This window comes from Pseudomonas sp. D2002 (genome assembly GCF_013385735.1).
In the GTDB taxonomy this organism is placed as follows: domain Bacteria; phylum Pseudomonadota; class Gammaproteobacteria; order Pseudomonadales; family Pseudomonadaceae; genus Aquipseudomonas.
In genome coordinates this window covers 42,696-62,040 of sequence record NZ_JACAPL010000014.1, presented here as the reverse complement: position 1 = coordinate 62,040, position 19,345 = coordinate 42,696, and the positions used below count along the sequence as shown (strand labels likewise).

Below are 19,345 nucleotides of genomic sequence, written 5' to 3'. Positions count from 1 at the left end.
AGCTGCCGCTGACGCAGCGAAACGTGTCTTGCGAACTGGCTTTAACTGCGAGCTTTATCTCGCTTGTGTAGCGCCGAGAGATTTATGCCACTGCAAATAGGGCGTGTTTTTGACCTGGCACTGATTAAAGTCGGGGGAACCATCATCCCACCATACCGGCCCGCGCTCACCCAGCTCGACCTTGGCCTTCTGAACCCTCGCCCTCGCGCCTTTCAGTTGCGCCTCATCACCTGACGCTTTAGCGCTCTTTACTTCACGACGCGCTTCCATAAGTGAGTTAACCCACTTCTGGCGTGCGTCTGCGGGCAGCGACGGATTGCTGCAGCGCCAGAGTTTGCCGTTAACTAAAAAATAACGGCCATCGGGTGTTGTCGGATACATCTAGGGGCTCCCAAGGGCTCGTTGTCGTCTTCTATTTTCCTTATAGATGACCATGCCCCTCGGTGTGGAATTCAATCACGGTTGAATCCTGGCTGACGAAGTAATCTTCGCCTGAACACAAACGGGCTTAAACAGCGCTTTTTTATTCAGGTTTTGAGTGACTTGCTGCGTCTGCAGCGCTCCGAGCAATAGCGTACTTCGTCCCAGCAACGGGCCCATTTCTTTCGCCATGTGAAAGGAAGCCCACAGGTTGCACAGGATTTGACTGGAAGCTCTGACTTTTTCAATAGACGTCCTTGATATCAAGTTCGTATGCCCATACTTGGTCAAACCGCGAAACGGGGCGCATCTTAAATGAGTCCTCCAAGTTAAGAGGAGAGAGGTCGTGTCTAAGCTTCATCCAGAAAATCGTGAGAGTAACTCGACATTTAAAAATTTTAAAATCCAATGGGCTTTGATGAGCGCCTATGAGCGCTTCGAGCAACTGGTGGTACTGACGCTGAGCCTGATCATAGCGCTGGTGATCGTTATCGCCGTGATGCAACTCTGCAGGAATGTAGTGCCCCTTCTGATAGGCGGAGCCATTGATCCGCTGGATCACAATGCATTCCAAGCGCTATTTGGCTCCATTTTCACGGTATTGATTGCCTTGGAATTCAAGCATTCGATAGTGCGACCCGCCCTCAGGCGCAACAGCGTCGTGCAGGTAAGAACCGTACTGATGATTGCATTGCTGGCCCTGAGCCGAAAATTTGTCATCCTGGATTCGGCCGTCACTCCGGCTTCGACCATCGCGGCGCTAGGTTTCGCGACGTTGGTACTCGGCCTGCTTTGCTGGCTTTTGCGGCACCGCGACCTGTCTGAGTAGCAAGCTGCGCTCCAGCAACTGACGAATTCGCTCGCTGCAGGCGCGTTCTGGCTAGAGAGAATCGGTTCAGACCTGCGCCTGTGCGGCACGGTGTGCCCATGGTTTAAGCCGAGAAATCGGGTTGGAAAATTTTTTCGAGGTGCCCTTGAAAATGTTTTGGGAGTACCTATTTTCGGGTTTACGCGATGCCGAAAACGGGTCGCGTCTTAAATCACTTGGAGAAAACTCAGGAGATTTTGCTATGGCTACTACTCTTTCTTTGGCCCCTCTGTTTCGTCAGTCCGTGGGTTTTGATCGCTTCAACGACTTGTTTGAATCGGCGCTTCGTAGTGAGGCTGGTAATACCTACCCACCCCATAACGTCGAGAAACATGGTGATGATCAATACCGCATCGTGATTGCAGTGGCGGGTCTCACAGAGGAGGACATAGACATTCAGGTAGAGAATGGCGTACTGAACGTTTCTGGTGGAAAACGTGAAAACGATGAGAAGGTGACTTACCTTCACCAAGGCATCGCTCAGCGGGCCTTCCGCTTGTCTTTCCGGCTGGCTGACCACATCGAGGTGCACGGTGCATCACTCACCCATGGCCTGTTGGCAATCGAGTTGCTTCGAGTTATTCCCGAAGAAGCCAAGCCAAAACGCATCCAGATCGGTACTGCTGGCAAGCCAGACCAGCGTCAAGTAAGCCTGCAATAATTTTGTCCAAGGCGCTCTCCGGAGCGCCTTTTTTCTTCTGCTTTAATCAACCTCAGCAGTGTGCAAATGCTGAGGGTAAGCAATGCCTAACCCGGAGTGATTGTGCCGGTATCAAGGCCTCCCCATTGTCGCGAGATGCCGACGGGCATGAAACTCAGTTCGCAACCAATCTGAACTAATCAATACGCTCGTCCCCCTAACGCTGTGCAGATTGCATCAAGCCCAGGTTTTTTCTGGGGTACTCACTCACACACGACATTTGGTGAATCATGAAGAGCGAACAGGTAGAAGGGGTTGTAGACAAGGTTGCTGGCAAAGCGCAGAGCGCAGTCGGTAAATTGTTTGGTGATTCGAAGCTCGAGGCTGAAGGGAATGGCCGCCAAGTTGCTGGTCAGTTGACCCAAACGTATGGCGATGCACTGGATAGCGTATCTACATTTGTTAAAGAAAAACCAGTTGCTGCAATCGCGATCGGTGCAGTTGCTCTGCTCGTTCTAGATCGTCTCTTTCGCCGCTGAGCCACAAAGGTAGAACGCTCCGCCAGGGGCGTTCCCTTTTTGCATTTATCGCCCCGCGCGTCTGGACCTGCAGATCAGTGGGCGAGGGCGGTCCACTAAATGGCCCGCATAAATATCTTCCCATGTCGTAGTTCTTCGGCGTGCATACGGTCTGGATCGCGAGTGTCTTGGTAGGTTGTGCATGGGACGCCCTGATCTACGCCTATTCGAGATACCTCTGACTTCCCCGGACGCTTACAGGGCAATGAGAGTCTGGGGCGATTAACTGCCCTAAGGAGTATTAGATATGGCCATCCAATCGCGCCTCAGCCCACTGTCTGAAGAGCAGATGAATGAATCACAGAGAGCCGTCCTTAGAGACATTCTCAGTGGCCCACGAGGCAACCTTGACGGCCCGTTTTTAGCGTGGATTCAAAGTCCCGAGCTTGCCAGCCATGCCCAAAAGCTTGGTGCGTTTTGCAGATACGGTACGCGCTTGGAGCTTCGATTGACCGAGCTGGCTATTCTCGTCACTGCTTCCTGGTGGCAGTCCCAGGCTGAGTGGCAAATTCACGAGCCCATTGCCCGCAGCACGGGTCTGTCAGACAGTGTCATCGAGTCTCTCAAGCAGCAGGTTTTGCCCGAGTTCCAGCGTGATGACGAACGTATTGTTTATCGTCTTGGGAGGGCACTTTATGAGTATCGTCGCGTTGACGATGCTCTGTATGCCGACGCCGTCAGTACGCTTGGCGAGCCTGCTGTGGTTGAGCTGATAGGTGTCTATGGCTACTACGCGTTTGTGGCGATGACACTCAATGTTTTTGCTGTGCGACGCGATGGAGATGCACCACTGCCATTCCCTGAGCCCTAGGAGCTGCTGAGGTGAATCAAGTATTTATTCAGGCCGCCATTAAGGCGTTATCAGCGATCGCGCGATTGATATGGCTATCGAGCCAGTTGAGCTTTCAAGCTGGCGACTTCCGCTTCAAGTTCACGCACGCGTTCTTGGGCCTCGAATTCGACGCTGACGTCCTTCTGGATGCCGATGTAATAGGTGAGCTTATCAGCCTCGTTAAAAACCGGAGTAATCGACAGCTCATTCCAGAAGGCACTACCGTCCTTACGATAGTTGCGAATGATTTGCCGGCAGGGCTGATGCAACTTTATCGCCTCTCGGATAACAGCCAGGCCCGCTTGGTCTCGGTCATCACCCTGAAGGAAGCGGCAGTCCTGATACAGCGTTTCGTCAACGCTGTATCCCGTCAGGCGCTGGAAGGCGGGGTTAGCGTAGATCAGGATGTTCTCATCGCCTTCCTGCTCGGCAATTACAATGCCATCATTCGAGGTTTCAACCATCAATTTCAGCAATTCTGCGTCGATCATTTTCAGAGTCCGGTGAATTTCACATCAGTCTAGGACAACTTGGGGGTTATGAGCGTTTTCGAGATCATTGGAAAGTATCTCTAGATTGCCAGCGACTCGATGTGCCCTTCACGTGAGACACAAAGCTCATCATGAAGGCTCTGCTGTACAAGAGCGCAGGGAAACGGTTTCAATCTTCACTCCCTACCTACCAGGGCAGGCGTTCTCCGTTATAAGCGAAGAAATTGCCACTGTCGGCAGGCTCTATTCGGTCGATCAGCGATAGTAATTCACAGGCGGCCACGTTTGCCGGCCCGGCGGCGGAGGCACCCCGAAAGGGTTGCGACAGTGCTGATACAACTGTACCCGGGTGAAGGCTCAGCAGTCGGCTCTGAGGTCGGGTTCTTGCCAGTTCGATGGCCGCCGTTTTGATCAACATGTTCAGTGCTGCCTTGGAGGCACGATAGGCGTACCAGCCGCCCAAGCGGTTATCGCCGATGCTCCCCACCTTGGCAGAGAGCATCGCCATCGCGCCGCGAGGGTCAAGCAAGGGCAGAAAGTGACGCAAAACCAGCGCAGGCCCGATTGTGTTGACTTGAAATACCGACTGCAACGCATCTGCATCAATCGCAGAGTAACTTTTTTCAGGCTTTATTTTGTCGCGATGGAGCAGGCCGGCGGCATGCAAGATCAACTGATACGGTGCTTCCTCCGTCAATTCGGCCGCTGCTCTGGCGATACTGTCGGCATTCTCCAGATCGAGGAATGGAACACTGTTGCGCCCCAACTCACGAACATGCGCGCACCGTGGATCCTGATTGAGCAACTCACAAAAAGCCGAGCCGAGCGCCCCACTGGCGCCTATTACGAGGGCTCGATAGCCCTCACCGAGGGAATTCATCGTGAAGGGAGTGTTCATCCAGGCTCTCCTGCGGTCTGATGCGATTTTTTGGTGTTAACCCAGTCGGCCTATCAGTTGCAGGAACTCGTGACGTGTAGCAGAGGACTCCCGAAAGGCGCCGAGCATCACGGATGAGGTCATCACTGAATTTTGTTTCTCCACACCCCGCATCATCATGCACATGTGCTTCGCCTCAATGACCACCGCCACGCCGGCGGCATCGGTGATGTGCTGAATGGCGTCGGCAATTTGTTTGGTCAGGTTTTCCTGGATCTGCAGGCGACGGGCGAACATATCCACCACCCGGGCCACCTTCGACAGGCCCAGTACCCTTCCGGTGGGGATGTACGCTACATGCGCCTTGCCGATGAAGGGCAGCATGTGATGCTCACACAACGAATACAGTTCGATGTCGCGCACGATGACCATTTCATCGTTTTGCGATTCGAACAAGGCGCCATTAATCACTTCCTCCAGACTCATTGTGTAGCCATTGCACAGGTACTGCATCGCTTTTGCTGCGCGCTTGGGGGTATCCAGCAGTCCTTCACGCTCAGGGTTCTCGCCTACGCCGACGAGAATTTCACGGTAATGCTCGGCTAATGATGGGTTCATCTTGATTCCTCGCAGCCATGCTGCGCTTTATGTGTCGGCAATCCATGGCGGTAGGAGAGTATCTGCTGCGCACGATCTGACGCAGATGACACAGGGTTCGCCAGATCAGCCATGACCCAGGTTCTGCGTCGGGGTCATGACAAAGCGAGGCTTTCTAGGGCTGCTTTTTTTTCAACGTGGGCTGCCCGTCTGATGCGGGTTTGGGCGCCGGCACCGCGCAACGGTTATCGACACAGCGACGGCCACTATCTGGGTGAGGTAACCACGCCAAATGGGGACGTAAGCGGCAGAAGAGGCGATAACCGAACTCAAACAACGGGCGCAATGCGCGCCACGTCAGTGGCGTTGCCCAAAAACCCAAGCCGGCGGCTCGCCAGCTCCATAGGGTGGCATCCAGGCCGGTTACCCAGCGCCCATCAGCGAAACGGGCGTGCAGCGAGGACTGCATGTGCTCGAACGTGAACCCCAGTGCCTTGGCGTCGAATGCACCGCTGCTGATGTCCACAAACAGCAGTCGATCCTTTACGGCATGGCCGCGCAGGAGCTTGATTTCGCGCGCACACAGAGGGCATTCACCGTCAAAATACAGCGTCAGCGGCCAATTCACTTTATTGTACATCGACCATGCTCTTGTATAAGTTTTTTACACGATATGCTGAAAGAACCAGACTGACAATGGGCACTATTTTTTTTGCTGTGCTACGGGCGGTCAGCCTGCTTTCGTGAACGGATCGCCTGTGGCTTGCGAGAACGAGTCCAGCGGTGCGATGCAGGTCATCGACATAACGTTGGTCAAATAATCAAGCAGAAAGGCCGCCCATGAGATCAGGGGCGGCCTTGTCTTTTCAGTCGACGCTCAATTCCCTCTGTAGGTAGAGAAACCGTAGGGGCTGAGCAGTAATGGGATGTGGTAGTGCGCAACGGCACCGTCTACCTCAAAAATGACGGGTACCTCTGGAAAGAAACTTGAGACGTTGTGCGCTTTGAACCACTCACCGGTTTTAAAGGTGACACGGTAGATGCCTTTCTCCAGGGCCTGGCCATCGGGGTACAGCCCGGGAATACGGCCTTGCTCGTTTGTCGCGGCGCTGTTGAGCATGTTCCAGTTCTTGCCGTCCTGTTTTTCCAGCGTGACATTGACGCCAGGGGAGGGCAGACCATCTTGTAAGTTGAGTACATGCACGCTGAGCGGGTTTCCTGCCGCTAACGCCAGTGACGATACGACACTCAATACAAGGCCCGCGAAAAACGTTTTTAATCCAGTCATGATGATGTCCTTAGTTTTTGACAGTAGGTAAAATTTTGTTGATAGCGGCCAGTGCGCAACTTTCATCGTTTGCTGCGCCGCCGGCACCGGCCACGCCGATCGCGCCAATGACTTGCCCTTCAAACAGCAACGGCACGCCGCCGCCCAGCAGTAACAGCTCATGCAGGGTGTTGAGGTTTTCCGCATCGGGTGTGCTGCGGGCACGCTCTGCCAATAGTCGTGTTGGCGTTTTGGTCGACAGGGCGGTATAGGCTTTGCGTTGGGCGGCTAATGTGTTGTGTGGCCCCACGTTATCGTCGCGCTGCAAGGCGACTAAATTGCCCCCACGGTCGACAATGGCAGCAACGCCTGTACGGCCATCGGCATGACAGGCTGTCAGCGCGGCATTCAGTAAATCGTTGGCCATTGCCAGTGACACGTCGTTGCGTTGCAGCACTTGATCCGGGGCTGCAACGGCGAGCGCTGAGTTCATTGCGAGTGACATCAGCAATGAAGTCGATAGGCTTATACGCATGCTTTGTCCTTTGTGTGGTCTGGCTGAGTCATAGCCAGGCATGATGCCCCGTGCACTCCGTCAGAATGATTGCCTGATGATTACCAAGATGTAATGTGCCAAAACGCTCGGGCGCGCTAGCCTATGCTCCAGTTCCGGAGGAAAAGATGCGTATCCTGGTCGTAGAAGATGAAGCGAAAACAGCGGATTACCTGCACAAAGCCCTGACTGAATCGGGCTACGTGGTGGAGGTCGCCCTGGATGGCCTGGAGGGCCAGTATCTGGCGCAGGAAAGTGAGTTCGACCTGATCATCCTGGACGTCATGCTGCCGGGCCTTGACGGCTGGCAATTGCTGCAGATTATCCGGCGCAAGTGGCAAACCCCGGTGCTTTTTCTTACCGCCAGAGACTCTGTGGAGGATCGGGTCAAAGGGCTCGAGTCAGGGGCCGATGATTACCTGGTCAAACCCTTTTCCTATGCCGAGTTGTTGGCACGCGTACGTACACTGCTGCGCAGGGGCCCGCCCCGTGAGGTCGAGCAGTTTCTGGTTGCAGACCTCAGCCTGGATCTGTTGCGACGCAAGGTCACGCGCCAGGGTGAACGCCTGACCCTGACCAACAAGGAGTTTGCCCTGTTGCACCTGCTGGTCAGCCGTGAAGGAGAGGTGCTATCGCGCTCGTTGATTGCTTCGCAGATCTGGCAGATGAACTTTGACAGTGATACCAATGTGGTCGACGTCGCCATCCGGCGACTGCGCGCCAAGGTTGACGATCCTTACCCGCTCAAGTTGATACAGACAGTGCGTGGCATCGGCTACATGCTTGAGGTGCAATCCTGAAACTGTTTCCGCGCGCCCTGAGCTTGCGCCTGGCGGTCATGTTCGCGTTAGTCAGCGCGTTGCTGCTGGGCTCCATTGGTTTTTATCTTTATCAGTCGTTACAGCGAGAAATCGCGTGGCGCGATGACCAGTCCCTGCTCGGGCGCCTGGAGCGCATGCAGGCGTTGATCAACGACAGTGTCAGCGTCGAGCAACTCAGAAATCGGCCCAAGCTATACGAAAATATGCTGGGTAATCGCGACAACCTGCTGTGGATTATCGATGACACCGGCCAGGTGCTGATCGAAATCAACCCCGTCAGTATGAGCTTGCCCACGTTACCGGCCGCAGCCCAGGCTCAGTTGGGTGATGGTGACACTTTGGTGTCGGTGCGGCTTGCCTGGCAGCATGTCATGCAGGGTGATCGCGGCTTGACCCTGATTGCTGGCAAGTTGTTGAGCGAGCGCGAGCAGATGCTGGGGGCCTACCGACTCAAGCTCTGGCTCGCAATGTCGGTCGGCGCGCTGCTGGCTTTTGTACTCGGCGGATGGGTCAGTCAGCGAGGCTTACGACCTGTGCGCCTGCTGGCGAAGCGCGCTGCCGCAGTTGATGTACACCATCTGCATCTGCGGCTGGATGAGTTCAACGAATTCAGTGAGCTGCAAGTGCTCAGCCAGGCGCTTAATCAAATGCTCGCACGCCTCGAAGAGGGCTTCGCCCAGCTCTCACGATTCTCAGAGGATCTCGCCCATGAGATGCGTACCCCGCTCACTAACCTGATGGGGCATACCCAACAATCGCTCAGGCATGGTCGTTCAATTGAGGACTACCAGAACCTACTGGTTTCCAATCAGGAAGAATATGAGCGTCTGGCGCGAATGATCGACAGCATGCTGTTTCTCGCTCGTAACGAGCAGTCGCATGCATCGGTAAGTCATGAGCTCATTAACCTGCACGATCTAGTCGAGCAACTGTGTGAGTATTTTGAAGGCGTGGCGCAAGAGCGTGACGTCACGCTGATCAATCAGGCCCATGACCACTTGCGTGCTGATCCGACCTTGGTCCGTCGAGCATTGGCTAACCTGCTGTCCAACGCGCTGCGTTATGGCGCGACTGGTACCGCGGTGACTATTAGCAGTGTGGTATGGGAGGACAGGATCGAAGTCACTGTGCACAACCAAGGCCCGCCGATTTCGGCGCAACATCTACCTCGGTTGTTTGAGCGCTTCTACCGATGCGACCCGTCACGCAATCAGCCGGACGACTCGGGTGGTTTGGGGTTAGCAATCGTCCGCTCAATCATGCAATTGCATGGCGGGCGGGTAACCGTTGAGAGCACTGGAGCAGGCACACGCTTTTGCTTGGTGTTTGTGCTACAGAAGGCTTAAGCGAATGCCCTTAAGCCTATCCGTTGTGGCACGACCTAGGGGATCAAGCGCATCTCGCGTAGTTTGTCGAACACATCGAAAAATGCTTGATCGCTTGCTTGGTAGGCGGTGAAGCCCATTGCACGGCTTTTCGACATATCAGTGACGACTTCGATGGGTCTACCAAGGTCTGCATCGGTATGCCATGGGGATATCAGGCGACCAATATCAGCTTCCTTCAAGCCGTGCTCCGCGACTATCTGCTTCCATACGGCTTGGTCGTCAGCCATTTGCTGTTCGAGCGGTAAGAGCGAGGCAGGATAATCGGCAGCAGGCACGTCAAAGTATTCGGCAATTCGGCCCCACATCCATTTCCAGCGAAACACATCGCCATTAGTCACGTTGAATGCCTGGTTGGCTGCCGCCGGCGTGGTGGCCGCCCACAGTTGTTGTTTCGCCAATTGTCGTGCATCCGTCATATCGGTGAGGCTGTCCCACTGCACTCTTGATCCCGGAAATACAAAAGGGCGATGGGTTTGTTTGCAAATCGAGGCGTAGACGGCGAGGGTGGTTGCCATATTCATCGCGTTGCCTATGGCAACCCCGGTGACGGTATGCGGGCGATGAACGCTCCAGGTGAAGCCGTCCTTTTCAGCAGCGGCGAAGAGCTCGTCTTCTTGGGCGTAGTAGAAATTTTCGACATCCAGACGCCCTTGCTCTTCTCGGAACGGCGTTTGCGGAAGGCTGCCTTTACCATAGGCTTCGAAAGGGCCGAGGTAGTGTTTCAGGCCAGTAACCAGCGCTACGTGCTTAACGCTTCTGGCGGGTCGAATGGCGTCGAGCACATTGCGAACCATGGCGGCATTAACGCGAATGTTTTCGGCCTCCGTGGCTTGCCGTGACCATGTGGTGATGAACACATGAGTAGGTTTCAGATCCGCAAGCGCATGTTCCAGCGAAGCTGGATCTTGCAGGTCTGCCGCGACGGGGATCACGCCTTGCGATTGCGACGGTTGCCTCGATAGCGCGGCAACCTGCCACTTGTTGTCGATGAGTAACTGAGTGATGGCGCTGCCGACGATGCCGCTGGCGCCTACGACCAAAGCTGTCTGGGTCATACGTTTCTCCTGGATTTAGACTTGGGAGTCCACCTGAGTAGCAGAGGTTCAACCTAAACCGGATCCGTATGGCGGGCTGTCAAATGCAGGTACAAGCGATCTATCGCGTTCAGCTTAATCGTCAGTCACCTCATTCAAGGACTCGCCATGAACACGAAGGACATGGCGCGTTGAGAGAATGGATGCCAGAAGAGGGTTCGTCGAATCAGTGCCTTACGAGCCTCATGAACATCCTTAACCAGACACATCATTTAACATAATATACATTATGCGTAATATCATGTTACGTAATCAGGGGCTGTGCCCATCAGATTTCAACGGGCAAAACCCCTTTCAGCCTCACACCTGAGCAAACCCGCCATCCACAAACATTTCGCTGCCGGTCATGAAGCTGCTCTCATCCGACGCCAGGAACAACGCTGCCGCCGCAACTTCTTCTGCCTGGCCAATTCGGCCCAGTGGGATCTGTCCCGTCATGTCGTCGATGATCGCATCTTTCTGGCCAGTACCTGACAACGCCAGGTCAAGGCCCGGTGTCGAGATTGGTCCAGGTGAAAGTACGTTGACGCGAATGCCGGTGCCTTTCAGGTCCAGCGCCCAGCTTCTGGCGAAATTACGCAGTGCAGCCTTTGTCGCGCTGTAGACGCTGAACGCTGGTGTGCCCATGGTGCCTGTGGTTGAGCCGGTCAGGATCACCGAACCGCCCGTACTCATCAGCGCCAAGGCTTTTTGTACGGTGAACAACGTGCCTTTGACGTTGATACCGAATGTGCGATCAAAGGATTCTTCAGTGATTGAGCCGATTGGCTGGAAGTCACCCAAGCCTGCATTGGCGAACAGCACGTCAATTCGGCCTTTATCCGCTTTGATTTGCGTGAAGATGCGTTCCAGGTCGCCCAGGTTTGAAATGTCGCCCTGAATGGCAATGGCTTCAGGGCCGATTAGGCGTAGCGCTTTATCCAGTTCTTCCTGGCGGCGCCCCACAATCACCACCTGTGCGCCTTCGGCTGCGAAACGAATGGCGGTGGCCAGGCCAATGCCGCTGTTGCCGCCGGTGATCACTGCAATTTTGCCGTTGAGCCTGCTCATGATGAACTCCCGAGAATGTGAGGCCCGACTGTAGATCCACGCTATTATTTTGAATAGTATGCACCTTTTGGTAAGTACCCAATTCAGTGAGCGAAGCCATGTCGATTACCACGTTCAACTGCGGTCTGGGCGCCGTCCTGGCGGTGATTGGCGGTAAATGGAAGCCGTTGGTCCTTTATCATCTGGCGCAGGATGTACACCGATATGGCGAACTGCGCCGCGCAATAGGTGGCGTGACCGACAAGGTGCTGATCCAGCAACTCAAAGAGCTGGAGCGCGATGAAATCATTGCGCGCATCGACTATCAGGAAATGCCGCCGAAGGTGGAATACTCACTCACGCCGTTCGGTCATTCCCTGGCCATGGCGCTTGGTTCGTTGTGCACTTGGGGCACGGAGCACATGCAAACCGTCGAACGCATCAGCGCACGTCGAACAGCCGCCCTCGCCTCGTCTTGAGGCTTATTTATATGCATAAAAACTATAACTCAACTAAATGTATATTTAGTTGAGTTATATTAAACCGATCAATAACCGCTCGCCGCCGTCATCGCTCCGCCCACAATCGCGATGCCCGAACTGCTGCCCAAACGCGTAGCGCCGGCCTCGATCATCTTCACCGCCGTCGGATAATCACGCACGCCACCGGACGCCTTGACCCCAACGCCTGTGCCCACGGTTTTGCGCATCAGTGCAACGTCCTCGACTGTAGCGCCACTTTTGCTGAACCCCGTTGAGGTTTTCACGAAGGCCACACCCAAGTCCCGGCAGATCTCACACGCCTGGACTTTCTGGGCGTCGGTGAGCAGGCAGGTCTCCAGGATCACTTTCAACGGCACGGCACCACAGGCTTTGTGGACCAAGGCGATGTCTTCGCGTACTTCGTCCAGCAACCCTTCTTTCAGCCAGCCGATGTTGAGCACCATGTCGATCTCCCCTGCCCCGGCGGCAATCGCCCGCTCAGCTTCAAACGCCTTGGTGTCGCTCAAGCCGGCGCCCAGTGGAAAGCCCACCACCGCACAAATCACCACGCCAGCGTCGACCAGGCATGACGCGGCGTAAGGCACTTGCCCGGAGTTCAGGCACACCGAATAGAAGCCATGCTCCCGGGCTTCCTCGCACAAGGTGCGAATCTGTTCACGGGAGGCGTCGGGCGCCAGTAAGGTGTGATCGATGTACTTGGCCAATGCTGCGGGTTGAAGCGTATTCATTTAACGTGCCCTTGCCTGTATGTTGCCAATGATCGCGGGCCAATTGTCATGCTGCCCACATTAATGCGTTACAATATTATCACTTAATGTTACTTATCTAACATAAACAATCAAGCCCTGGAATACGCGTGGACAGTAAAAAAGCCGAGCGACTCAAGCTTATCCAACAAGCCTTGCAGGATCAGAACGCCATTCACCTGCGGGAAATGGCGGCGCTGCTGGACGTTTCCGAGATGACCCTGCGCCGTGATCTCAACCACTTCACCGAGCACTTGCGTCTGCTCGGCGGCTACATCACCCGGGTTGGCAATGAGGCCAGCGATTACCGCGTCGCCGACCAGGACACGCGCCACGTCGAGGAAAAACGCCGCATCGGCAAACTCGCTGCACGCTTGATACAGCCTGGTGACACGGTGTTTTTCGACTGCGGCACCACCTCGCCCTTTGTGATTGATTTCATCCCTGATGAGCTGGAGTTCACCGCGGTGTGCAGCTCGTTGAACGTGCTGCTCAAGCTGCAGAACAAACCCAACTGCCACATCGTGTTGTGCGGCGGCACCTTTCACCGCAAGAACCAGGTGTTTGAAAGCAGCGCCGAAAGCAGCATCCTCGACAGCGTGCGCCTGACCTGGGCCTTTGTGACCGCCGCCGGTGTCAGCCAGGAATTCGGCGTGACGTGCTTCAACTTCAATGAAGTCGAGGTCAAGCAAAAGGTTCTACGCCAGGCCCAGCAGCGTGTGTTGCTGGCCGATTTCAGCAAGTTCGACACGGTGCGCACCGCTCACTTCGCCGCACTGGAAGACTTTCACTACGTGGTCAGCGACAAGAAAATACCCCGCGTCTACAAAGACGCCATCCAGGCCAGCGGCGCGCAATTGCTGGTTTAACCCAGCAACTTCCGGCGTTCCTGCGCGTTCAAGTAACCGGTGGTCACACTGAACGAAGCACTGGCCCCTGCCGCCAGCGAGCGCACCTGGCCTTTGGCCTTTTCGGCGTTATAGCCTTCGGGCTGACAGGTTGACGGCAACACGAACGCCGCCACTTGCTGGTCCGGCGTGTGCAGGATCCAGCGCGCAGCGTGCTCGAACTGCTCGGGCTGATAACGCGTGTAGAACGCCGCACCATCAGGGTGATCGAGCAAAAAGTGCGCGTGGCCCGTAGCATCTGTGCCCACGCCATCGAAGAAAGCTCGCCGAGGGTGACGATCACGTGACGAATGCCGCTGGCGACCAGGGTGCGTGCTGCATTGCGGGCGCTGTCCGGCGAGTCAACGACCAGCCCGGTGATCAACGCCAGTTCCGATTCGTTGGGGATCAAGAAATCCAGCTGTGATAGATGCTCGGCACTCAGCCCGGCCAGGGCCGGTGCCGGGTTGAGCAGCACCGCGATGCCATGGCGGTGCGCGAATTCGATGGCGTAGTAAACCGTCTCCAGGTTGATCTCCAGTTGCAGCACAATCAGCGTGCACTCACGCAGGTCGGCGGCCGCCGCGTCGATATCCGCCGGCAACAAGTGCGCATTGGCGCCTTTGACGATCAAGATGCTGTTGTGGGAGTCGGCCTGTACAAAAATCGGCGCCACACCACTGGAGACGCCGGGCACCCGCTGCACATAGCGGGTGTCGATGCCAAAGCGCTGGAAGTTGGCCAGGGTGTTGTCGGCGAACATGTCGTCGCCGACCTTGCTCAACATCACTACCTCGGCGCCCAGCTTGGCGGCCGCCACGGCCTGGTTGGCGCCTTTGCCACCGCAACCCAGGGCAAAGCCCGGCGCTTCCAGGGTTTCGCCCTGGGCCGGCATGCGGTCGATGTAGGTAATCAGATCCACCATATTGCTGCCGATGACTGCGATCTTGCTCATTGCTATTCCACCTTGTTGCGGCACGACCAGGCAGGTCGAGGCGCTCTTTTTTGTTATTTAAATAACATTAGGTGTGAATATTCAATCTATTTTTAACGTTGGGCGATCAACGTCGAATTCGCTGCGGGAGAAAAACTGCGAAGGCAGGAAAATGTAGCGTCTGTGTAATCACCACCTTGTGCACCCAAGGGGCGCTCTCTAAGCTGGCCGATCTTTTGCTGTGACCCGGAAAACCCCATGCCACGAAGTATTGCCCACCTCGCCTTGCTGCTGGGGTTGATCACCGCCATTGGCCCGTTCGCCATCGACAGCTACTTGCCCGCGCTGCCGACCCTGGGGGCCAGCCTGCAGGCGTCGCCGGCGGCAGTGCAGATGAGCCTCACGGTGTTCTTCATGATCATCGGTGTGTGCCAGTTGTTTTACGGGCCGATCAGCGATGTGTTCGGTCGCAAGCCACCGATCTATGCCGGTTTGGTGATTTTCGCCGTGGCCAGCGTCGGTTGCGCGTTGGCCCCGACCATCGAAGTACTCATTGGTTTTCGTGCACTGCAAGCGTTTGGCGCATGCGCCGGCATGGTGATTCCACGCGCGATTGTTCGCGATCTGTATACCGGCCATGAAGCGGCGCGTTTGATGGCGTTGCTGATGCTGGTGATGAGTGTTTCACCGATCCTGGCGCCGCTGGCCGGCAGTGTGGTGATTTCGCTGTGGAGTTGGCGTGAAGTGTTCGCGGTGCTCGCGGTAGTGGCCGTGCTGTGCCTGATCATGACCATCGTGCAATTGCCCGAAACCCATCCCGCCGAGCGCCGCCTGGGCAAGACCCTGGGCAGTGCAATCGGCAGCTACGGCGCATTGCTGCGCGATCCGGTATTCACCGGCCTGTCCGTGGTCTGCGGTTTTGGCCTGGCGACCTTCTTTGTGTTTATCGGCAGTGCGCCTTTCGTGTACATCGAGTATTTCGGCCTCACGCCCACGCAGTTCAGCCTGTGTTTCGCGCTGAACGCCGCGTCGTTCTTCGCGATGAGCCAGCTGACCGCAAGCCTGAGCGCACGCTTTGGCCTGGCACCGCTGATTCGCTGGTCGGTGGTCGGCGTGGCCGTGGTCATGACGTTGCTGGCCGCCACTACCGTGTGGAGCGACAACCTGGCCTTGATGATGGCGTTGCTGTTTATCGGCTTTGGTTTCCTCGGCCTCTTATTGCCGGCGGCCGGTGTGTTGTCCATGGAGGATCACGGCGCCGTGGCAGGTTCGGCGTCGGCGCTGCTGGGGGCGATCCAGATGATCACAGCGGCGGTGTCCATGACCCTGGTGGGCGTGTTCGCTGACCACACGCCGGCGCCGATGTTGATTGGCATTGCCCTGTGTGCGGTTGCCGCAATGTTAGTCACCTTGTGGACGCTGCGTCGTTTACCCACCCACTTGGCGCACACGCCGCCCATCCGCTGAACCCTACGCAGGCGGGGTCAGCCCCAGCTGAATCCCGCTGCGTGTCAGGTAAACCATTCGTCGGGCGTGCCCCACATCCATCACAACTATCGCCGCCGGTAAAACTACTAACGCCATAGCACCCTTCAAGTTCTATGGAGACACACATGACTGACTACCCTCGCCCACCCTTCGCCCCGCAAGCCCAATCCGTGCCCGGCTCCCAGAAAAAAATGGACCCCTACCCTGATTGCGGTGAGCAGAGCTACACAGGCTCCGGTCGGCTGGCCAACAAGATTGCCTTGATCACCGGTGCCGACAGCGGCATCGGTCGTGCGGTGGCCATCGCGTTCGCACGAGAAGGCGCCGATGTGGCCATTTCCTATCTGGACGAGCATGAAGACGCCCAGGAAACCGCACGCTGGGTCGAAGAAGCCGGGCGCCAGTGCCTGCTGCTGCCGGGTGATATTGCGCAAAAGGCCAACTGCCAGGCACTGGTCGACAAAACCGTCGAACAGTTCGGCCGTATCGACGTGCTGGTCAACAACGCGGCGTTCCAGATGACCCACGAAACCCTCGAAGAGATCGAGGATGAGGAATGGGTCAAGACCTTCGATATCAACATCACCGCGATGTTTCGGATCTGCAAGGCCGCCCTGCCCCACATGAAAGCCGGCAGCTCGATCATCAATACCAGCTCGGTCAATTCGGACATGCCCAAGCCGACGCTGCTGGCCTATGCCGCGACCAAGGGCGCCATCGCCAACTTCACCGGTGGCCTGGCGCAGTTGCTGGGCAGCAAGGGCATTCGCGTCAACAGCGTAGCGCCAGGCCCGATCTGGACACCGCTGATTGTCTCGACCATGACCGATGAAGACGTCAAGAGCTTCGGCAGCGAAACGCCATTGGGCCGCCCCGGCCAGCCGGTGGAAGTGGCGCCGATCTATGTGTTGCTGGCCTCGGATGAAGCCAGTTACATCTCCGGTTCGCGCTATGCGGTGACTGGCGGCAAGCCCATTCTATAAGCTCTACCTGTTGGAGCTGGCTTCTGTGGCGAGGGAGCTTGCTCCCGTTCGAGTGCGCAGCGCTCGCCGCTTTCAGGGGCGCTTCGCACCCCAGCGCAAGCAAGCGTTCTCGCCACAAAAGCCGGCTCCCAAAGAGCTAATCGAAGCTACAAATCAAACCGATCCACCGCCCGCCGCCGCTCATTATCGTCGCGTACGTCATAGCTGGCGGTGGTCTGGATATTGGTGTGGTGCGCCAGTTTCTGCGCGATCGACAGGTCATGTTCTTCAATCACCCGGGTGATAAACGAACGCCGGAAGTCATGCGGCATGATCTTCACGCCCACCTGTTCGCCGCGCTGACGGGCGATGTAGTAAATCGCGTGTTTGGTGATGCGTTCGCGGGTGATGTGGCTGCCCCGGCGGATGCGATTGAACAGAAAGGAGTCGTCCTGCTCGCCCTCCTTGAGCTGTTCGCGGCGAAATTCCAGCCACGCCGTCAGCTTGTCAAAGGCCCAGGCCGGCGCGTACTTGATCAACTCCTTATTGCCCTTGCCGGTCACACGCAAACTGCGCTCAGCGAAGTTGATCTGCGCCAGGTCCAGGTTCACCGACTCCGACTTGCGCATGCCCGAACCATACAGAATGCCGATGACCGCCGCGTCCCGCAGGCCCTGGGGCCGTGGGTCGGCGGCGCACACGTCCATCATCTCGCGGATCAGCGTACGCCGCAGGTTGCGCCCCTGCCCCAGGCGTGTGCCGGGGGCGGCTTTGACCGAGCGCATCTTCAGCAGGTGATCCTGGCTGATCAGGCTCATGCGCCAGGCTTCGTTCATGACCCCGCGCACCGCATTCACATACAGCGATGAGGTGTTCGGCGCATAGCCGTCTTCGCGCAGCGCGGCGACCAGGGCAATCACGTGTTCGGGTTGCAGCAGGTGCCAGTCGATGTCTTCGAGGTTGATATCTTCGAAGCCCAGGCGGTCGGCGGCATCCTGCAGCACATAGCGCATGGTCAGTTGGCTGGAGGGGGCCAGGCGGGTGAGGTAGAGGGTCAGCGGATTGCGAATAGACTCAGTCAAGGTAGATCAGCCTTTGGATTAAATACCTCAAGCAAACCATTGTTTAATCGAGGTATTTAGTGAATTGGCGAGGGCCGAGTCTAACGCAGGACCGGCCCTGGCACAAAATCACGGGGCCGATTCGTCATCCTCGGTCGGGTCTTCGGGTTGCGGCTGGGTCTGGGATTGGCTCCACTCGGTGTCTTGCTTTTGCATCAAGGCGAACCAGTGCTGGCGCATGAATGCCAGGTAGCTGTCCGGGGCCTTGGCGAAGTCTTTTTCATCGCCATAACAGCCCGGCAAGGGCAATTCGGTGCCCTGTTCCTTGTACTGGCTGACCAGGGCCTGCTGCGCCACCACGCTGCAATCCTTGGGCAATGGCATGCCACGCAAGGCCCCGGCTTCTTCATCCCACCAGCTTGCGCCGACGCGGTCGACGCCGCGCAGGCGGTACTTCTGGGACTTGCCGACATGCATGATCAATTTGAATTCGTTGGGGCTGACATCACTGGTGCACGTACGCGAATAGCCCACGGTGGCCTGGGTGATGCCATCCCCCGCCAGGTCGGTGACCTTGGTCGCCGCCATGTCGAAGCGCAGCGCCGCGTCAAATTGGCAATGCTGCACATCGTCGTAGAGCATCCACACGCGCTTGGGATGGTCGCCGCTCAGCAAATACTGGGCGGCGTAGACAAATGCCGACTGGGTGCCGTCGTCGTCGCGCTCGCTGACCTGCTCGGCGAGCACCAGCAGGTTCTTGCCTTGGCGGTCGTCCCAGGTGTAGGCCGCGACCTGTTTACCGCGCACTTCAACGCCTTCGGGCACTTGGTCGACGGTGGTGAGCGCAACCCCGTCATCGGCCCGTACGGTCGTGACACAGGCCACAGCCATCAACAATCCCATCAACGCGGGCCGCAACTGGCCGCGTAAAAGCTGCACGCTATTCATCCGAGTACCCTGGCAAGAGATGGCTTACTTTACCGGCACTTGAGGGCCAATGCAGAGAAGTTTGTTGAATAAAACCGGCGGCACACAGTACTGTCGAAAAAACGCCCTGGTTTTACCCATCAAAGGTAACCACCGGCGGCTCTATTACTTAGCTGAACCCTAGCTGTCTACCTGTCAAATAAACGAGTTTTTCATCCGCCTTTCATATTCGTTCAACAATTTTCCGCTTAATCTTGACCGCAGGACTTGAGAACGAACCGTGTGTTCTCCGACTAACCTGTTGATTAGGCTTTACCTTTCACGATTTTCGTCTTTACTTTGCTAGCCCATGGAAGAAAACATTGCCCGTCCTCAGGAAAGT

The 19,345-nt window shown here is 56.5% G+C and carries 24 protein-coding genes; 10 read left to right on the top strand and 14 right to left on the bottom strand.

Annotation, left to right across the window (positions count from 1 at the left end; translation table 11 throughout):
- Positions 1–54: 54 nt before the first annotated feature.
- On the bottom strand, positions 55–381 hold the full coding sequence (locus HX783_RS24645) for a hypothetical protein (RefSeq protein ID WP_177018580.1): 327 nt from the start codon (positions 379–381) through the stop codon (positions 55–57).
- Positions 382–527: 146 nt separating this feature from the next.
- On the bottom strand, positions 528–668 hold the full coding sequence (locus tag HX783_RS24640) for a DUF2256 domain-containing protein (protein WP_177018579.1): 141 nt from the start codon (positions 666–668) through the stop codon (positions 528–530).
- Between the two features lie 170 nt (positions 669–838).
- Here HX783_RS24640 and HX783_RS24635 point away from each other — a divergent pair, with 170 nt between their 5' ends.
- From HX783_RS24635 to HX783_RS24620, 4 genes are all read left to right on the top strand, one after another.
- On the top strand, positions 839–1,249 hold the full coding sequence (locus tag HX783_RS24635; RefSeq protein WP_177018653.1) for a phosphate-starvation-inducible PsiE family protein: 411 nt from the start codon (positions 839–841) through the stop codon (positions 1,247–1,249).
- A gap of 241 nt (positions 1,250–1,490) precedes the next feature.
- Positions 1,491–1,949 carry an Hsp20 family protein gene (locus tag HX783_RS24630; RefSeq protein WP_177018578.1) on the top strand — a complete coding sequence of 153 codons (459 nt, stop codon included), beginning with the start codon at positions 1,491–1,493 and terminating at the stop codon, positions 1,947–1,949.
- A 269-nt stretch (positions 1,950–2,218) separates the two neighbouring features.
- Positions 2,219–2,467, top strand: coding sequence for a CsbD family protein (locus HX783_RS24625; protein ID WP_159956545.1), 249 nt, complete (start codon positions 2,219–2,221; stop codon positions 2,465–2,467).
- 286 nt (positions 2,468–2,753) lie between these two features.
- The gene (locus HX783_RS24620) at positions 2,754–3,317 is read left to right on the top strand and encodes a carboxymuconolactone decarboxylase family protein (protein WP_177018577.1); all 564 of its coding nucleotides are present in this window, start codon (positions 2,754–2,756) and stop codon (positions 3,315–3,317) included.
- Positions 3,318–3,391: 74 nt separating this feature from the next.
- Here the strand turns inward: HX783_RS24620 and HX783_RS24615 are convergent, their stop codons facing one another.
- From HX783_RS24615 to HX783_RS24590, 6 genes are all read right to left on the bottom strand, one after another.
- The gene (locus HX783_RS24615) at positions 3,392–3,829 is read right to left on the bottom strand and encodes a PAS domain-containing protein (protein WP_177018576.1); all 438 of its coding nucleotides are present in this window, start codon (positions 3,827–3,829) and stop codon (positions 3,392–3,394) included.
- Between the two features lie 187 nt (positions 3,830–4,016).
- Complete coding sequence (locus tag HX783_RS24610; protein WP_177018575.1) at positions 4,017–4,727, bottom strand: SDR family NAD(P)-dependent oxidoreductase; 711 nt, start codon at positions 4,725–4,727, stop codon at positions 4,017–4,019.
- A gap of 36 nt (positions 4,728–4,763) precedes the next feature.
- Positions 4,764–5,324 carry a GTP cyclohydrolase I FolE gene (folE, locus tag HX783_RS24605; protein WP_064452409.1) on the bottom strand — a complete coding sequence of 187 codons (561 nt, stop codon included), beginning with the start codon at positions 5,322–5,324 and terminating at the stop codon, positions 4,764–4,766.
- 154 nt (positions 5,325–5,478) lie between these two features.
- On the bottom strand, positions 5,479–5,943 hold the full coding sequence (locus HX783_RS24600; protein WP_159956553.1) for a thiol-disulfide oxidoreductase DCC family protein: 465 nt from the start codon (positions 5,941–5,943) through the stop codon (positions 5,479–5,481).
- A 237-nt stretch (positions 5,944–6,180) separates the two neighbouring features.
- The gene (uraH, locus tag HX783_RS24595; protein WP_159956555.1) at positions 6,181–6,591 is read right to left on the bottom strand and encodes a hydroxyisourate hydrolase; all 411 of its coding nucleotides are present in this window, start codon (positions 6,589–6,591) and stop codon (positions 6,181–6,183) included.
- Between the two features lie 10 nt (positions 6,592–6,601).
- Entirely contained in the window at positions 6,602–7,105 is a 504-nt protein-coding gene (locus tag HX783_RS24590) for a heme-binding protein (RefSeq protein ID WP_177018574.1), read from the bottom strand.
- A gap of 146 nt (positions 7,106–7,251) precedes the next feature.
- Between HX783_RS24590 and HX783_RS24585 the strand changes: the two genes are divergently transcribed.
- On the top strand, positions 7,252–7,923 hold the full coding sequence (locus tag HX783_RS24585) for a heavy metal response regulator transcription factor (protein ID WP_017479552.1): 672 nt from the start codon (positions 7,252–7,254) through the stop codon (positions 7,921–7,923).
- Positions 7,920–9,290 (top strand): heavy metal sensor histidine kinase, encoded by a 1,371-nt coding sequence (locus HX783_RS24580; protein WP_177018652.1) that lies wholly within the window; start codon positions 7,920–7,922, stop codon positions 9,288–9,290. Before HX783_RS24585 ends, HX783_RS24580 begins: the two co-directional genes overlap by 4 nt.
- A 35-nt stretch (positions 9,291–9,325) precedes the next feature.
- Here HX783_RS24580 and HX783_RS24575 read toward each other — a convergent pair whose 3' ends face one another.
- Together HX783_RS24575 and HX783_RS24570 are read right to left on the bottom strand one after the other, a co-directional pair.
- Complete coding sequence (locus HX783_RS24575; RefSeq protein WP_177018573.1) at positions 9,326–10,387, bottom strand: SDR family oxidoreductase; 1,062 nt, start codon at positions 10,385–10,387, stop codon at positions 9,326–9,328.
- Positions 10,388–10,726: 339 nt separating this feature from the next.
- Positions 10,727–11,476: an SDR family NAD(P)-dependent oxidoreductase gene (locus HX783_RS24570; RefSeq protein WP_177018572.1), complete on the bottom strand. Its 750-nt coding sequence runs from the start codon at positions 11,474–11,476 to the stop codon at positions 10,727–10,729.
- Positions 11,477–11,574: 98 nt separating this feature from the next.
- Here HX783_RS24570 and HX783_RS24565 point away from each other — a divergent pair, with 98 nt between their 5' ends.
- A complete protein-coding gene (locus HX783_RS24565; protein WP_177018571.1) occupies positions 11,575–11,934 on the top strand; it encodes a helix-turn-helix domain-containing protein in 360 nt (119 codons plus the stop codon).
- A gap of 68 nt (positions 11,935–12,002) precedes the next feature.
- On the opposite strand, the gene deoC is transcribed toward HX783_RS24565, so the two are convergent.
- Positions 12,003–12,686, bottom strand: a complete 684-nt coding sequence (deoC, locus tag HX783_RS24560; protein ID WP_177018570.1) for a deoxyribose-phosphate aldolase — start codon at positions 12,684–12,686, stop codon at positions 12,003–12,005.
- A 128-nt stretch (positions 12,687–12,814) separates the two neighbouring features.
- Between deoC and deoR the strand changes: the two genes are divergently transcribed.
- On the top strand, positions 12,815–13,573 hold the full coding sequence (gene deoR, locus HX783_RS24555) for a DNA-binding transcriptional repressor DeoR (RefSeq protein WP_159956573.1): 759 nt from the start codon (positions 12,815–12,817) through the stop codon (positions 13,571–13,573).
- Between the two features lie 43 nt (positions 13,574–13,616).
- Here deoR and HX783_RS24550 read toward each other — a convergent pair whose 3' ends face one another.
- The gene (locus HX783_RS24550) at positions 13,617–14,546 is read right to left on the bottom strand and encodes a ribokinase (protein ID WP_256347282.1); all 930 of its coding nucleotides are present in this window, start codon (positions 14,544–14,546) and stop codon (positions 13,617–13,619) included.
- A gap of 237 nt (positions 14,547–14,783) precedes the next feature.
- Between HX783_RS24550 and HX783_RS24545 the strand changes: the two genes are divergently transcribed.
- Both HX783_RS24545 and HX783_RS24540 read left to right on the top strand, forming a co-directional pair.
- Positions 14,784–15,992 carry a multidrug effflux MFS transporter gene (locus HX783_RS24545; protein ID WP_177018569.1) on the top strand — a complete coding sequence of 403 codons (1,209 nt, stop codon included), beginning with the start codon at positions 14,784–14,786 and terminating at the stop codon, positions 15,990–15,992.
- A 146-nt stretch (positions 15,993–16,138) separates the two neighbouring features.
- A complete protein-coding gene (locus tag HX783_RS24540; RefSeq protein WP_177018568.1) occupies positions 16,139–16,996 on the top strand; it encodes an SDR family oxidoreductase in 858 nt (285 codons plus the stop codon).
- Between the two features lie 146 nt (positions 16,997–17,142).
- Here the strand turns inward: HX783_RS24540 and xerC are convergent, their stop codons facing one another.
- Both xerC and HX783_RS24530 read right to left on the bottom strand, forming a co-directional pair.
- The gene (gene xerC / locus HX783_RS24535; RefSeq protein ID WP_177018567.1) at positions 17,143–18,057 is read right to left on the bottom strand and encodes a tyrosine recombinase XerC; all 915 of its coding nucleotides are present in this window, start codon (positions 18,055–18,057) and stop codon (positions 17,143–17,145) included.
- Between the two features lie 108 nt (positions 18,058–18,165).
- Positions 18,166–18,984 (bottom strand): M949_RS01915 family surface polysaccharide biosynthesis protein, encoded by an 819-nt coding sequence (locus HX783_RS24530; RefSeq protein WP_159956584.1) that lies wholly within the window; start codon positions 18,982–18,984, stop codon positions 18,166–18,168.
- Positions 18,985–19,345 lie beyond the last annotated feature (361 nt).

Coding starts and splice junctions, on each gene's coding strand:
- HX783_RS24645 (WP_177018580.1), bottom strand. CDS start 381: ATGTATCCGACAACACCCGATGGCCGTTATTTTTTAGTTAACGGCAAA.
- HX783_RS24635 (WP_177018653.1), top strand. CDS start 839: ATGAGCGCCTATGAGCGCTTCGAGCAACTGGTGGTACTGACGCTGAGC.
- HX783_RS24630 (WP_177018578.1), top strand. CDS start 1,491: ATGGCTACTACTCTTTCTTTGGCCCCTCTGTTTCGTCAGTCCGTGGGT.
- HX783_RS24625 (WP_159956545.1), top strand. CDS start 2,219: ATGAAGAGCGAACAGGTAGAAGGGGTTGTAGACAAGGTTGCTGGCAAA.
- HX783_RS24620 (WP_177018577.1), top strand. CDS start 2,754: ATGGCCATCCAATCGCGCCTCAGCCCACTGTCTGAAGAGCAGATGAAT.
- HX783_RS24615 (WP_177018576.1), bottom strand. CDS start 3,829: ATGATCGACGCAGAATTGCTGAAATTGATGGTTGAAACCTCGAATGAT.
- HX783_RS24610 (WP_177018575.1), bottom strand. CDS start 4,727: ATGAACACTCCCTTCACGATGAATTCCCTCGGTGAGGGCTATCGAGCC.
- folE (WP_064452409.1), bottom strand. CDS start 5,324: ATGAACCCATCATTAGCCGAGCATTACCGTGAAATTCTCGTCGGCGTA.
- HX783_RS24600 (WP_159956553.1), bottom strand. CDS start 5,943: ATGTACAATAAAGTGAATTGGCCGCTGACGCTGTATTTTGACGGTGAA.
- uraH (WP_159956555.1), bottom strand. CDS start 6,591: ATGACTGGATTAAAAACGTTTTTCGCGGGCCTTGTATTGAGTGTCGTA.
- HX783_RS24590 (WP_177018574.1), bottom strand. CDS start 7,105: ATGCGTATAAGCCTATCGACTTCATTGCTGATGTCACTCGCAATGAAC.
- HX783_RS24585 (WP_017479552.1), top strand. CDS start 7,252: ATGCGTATCCTGGTCGTAGAAGATGAAGCGAAAACAGCGGATTACCTG.
- HX783_RS24575 (WP_177018573.1), bottom strand. CDS start 10,387: ATGACCCAGACAGCTTTGGTCGTAGGCGCCAGCGGCATCGTCGGCAGC.
- HX783_RS24570 (WP_177018572.1), bottom strand. CDS start 11,476: ATGAGCAGGCTCAACGGCAAAATTGCAGTGATCACCGGCGGCAACAGC.
- HX783_RS24565 (WP_177018571.1), top strand. CDS start 11,575: ATGTCGATTACCACGTTCAACTGCGGTCTGGGCGCCGTCCTGGCGGTG.
- deoC (WP_177018570.1), bottom strand. CDS start 12,686: ATGAATACGCTTCAACCCGCAGCATTGGCCAAGTACATCGATCACACC.
- HX783_RS24550 (WP_256347282.1), bottom strand. CDS start 14,546: ATGAGCAAGATCGCAGTCATCGGCAGCAATATGGTGGATCTGATTACC.
- HX783_RS24545 (WP_177018569.1), top strand. CDS start 14,784: ATGCCACGAAGTATTGCCCACCTCGCCTTGCTGCTGGGGTTGATCACC.
- HX783_RS24540 (WP_177018568.1), top strand. CDS start 16,139: ATGACTGACTACCCTCGCCCACCCTTCGCCCCGCAAGCCCAATCCGTG.
- HX783_RS24530 (WP_159956584.1), bottom strand. CDS start 18,984: ATGAATAGCGTGCAGCTTTTACGCGGCCAGTTGCGGCCCGCGTTGATG.